This is a genomic window from Arhodomonas sp. KWT2 (assembly GCF_041949875.1).
In the GTDB taxonomy this organism is placed as follows: Bacteria; Pseudomonadota; Gammaproteobacteria; order Nitrococcales; family Nitrococcaceae; genus Arhodomonas; species Arhodomonas aquaeolei.
In genome coordinates, this window is record NZ_JBHFPQ010000001.1 from 1 (window position 1) to 1,032 (window position 1,032).

At 65.1% G+C, this 1,032-nt stretch carries 2 protein-coding genes; both read right to left on the bottom strand.

Annotated features, from left to right (window positions below; all coding sequences use genetic code 11):
* On the bottom strand, nucleotides 1-471 hold a 471-nt coding region (locus ACEZHJ_RS00005; RefSeq protein ID WP_375036085.1), incomplete at its 3' end, for a hypothetical protein.
* The coding region (locus ACEZHJ_RS00010) for a DUF3304 domain-containing protein (RefSeq protein ID WP_375036086.1) at nucleotides 468-1,032 on the bottom strand (565 nt) is incomplete at its 5' end. The genes ACEZHJ_RS00005 and ACEZHJ_RS00010, both read right to left, overlap by 4 nt.

The window sequence follows — 1,032 nt, forward strand, 5'->3', positions numbered from 1 at the left end:
GATCACCTGCGCCAGGGCCCAGAGCAGGCGGACCTGGCCATGGAGACCGGCGGCGCCGCCGAGCGGGCCGTCGATCCATCCCCCGCCGGAGTCACCGACCTGGGGGAAGGGGGTGCCGACGCCGGGGACGTAGATGCGGAAGTAGTTGTCGTAACGCCCCTCGGGGTCGACCCAGTCGGTCTGGGGCGGGAGCACGCCGGGGACGCTCAGCCCGGGGAAGGCGCTGTAGAGGCGGGCGACGTTGGACTCGCTGTGGTCCTGGCGGTTGAAGCTCCCGGCGTAGTTGTTGCCCGTGCCGTCGAAGAACACGCCGATGAACAGGTTCGTGTCGCAGGGGTTTTTTGGGTCTGTTCTGTGTTCCCTCTGTATGGCGGCACGGTCAACCACGCCGGCCTCATCACCGAAAAAGGTCTCCTTGTCCGCCGGTTCCTGGTACGTTTTCTTGGCGGGTTCCGCAAGTCTCGCGCTCATGGGCGTGCCTCCTGCAACTTTCTGATTCGCCTTTTACTGTGCGAAATCCCTCTCTCCAGGGTATCTACCAGATACTTCTTGTATTTCACGTCCTCCGGGCCGGTGTATCCCTCCAGGTCTTCAGGGACTAACCGCATGTCGATTTTCCAGTACCGGTCGAAGGTTTCCTGATTCCCGGATTTCGCTAAAGCCAGGTTCTTTCGGGTGCGTTCCAGCGTGCCTCGTATTTCCTCGAGTCGCTGGTCAATCAGCTTCCGCCGGTAGGCATCCGAAGGCTGAGGCCAGCCCCGGATCTCGCCGGGCCAGTCCTCGTGGGGCGGGTCGACCTCGCTGACCACCACGGCGTAGCGTCCGCCGGGCAGGGCCTGGAGCCAGAGCGTGGCCCTGTCGGGGTCGCCGTAGCGCGGCACCGCCACCGTACGCTCGAGGTCCAGCGTGCCGTTGTCCCGGCGCTCGACGTAGTTCTGCTGGCGCTCCTCGTAGGAATCCCCGACCAGTGAGGGACGCACGGTCACGACGACCTCCAGCCCCTCGTGCCACTGCCTGGGCAGCGGCACGCAG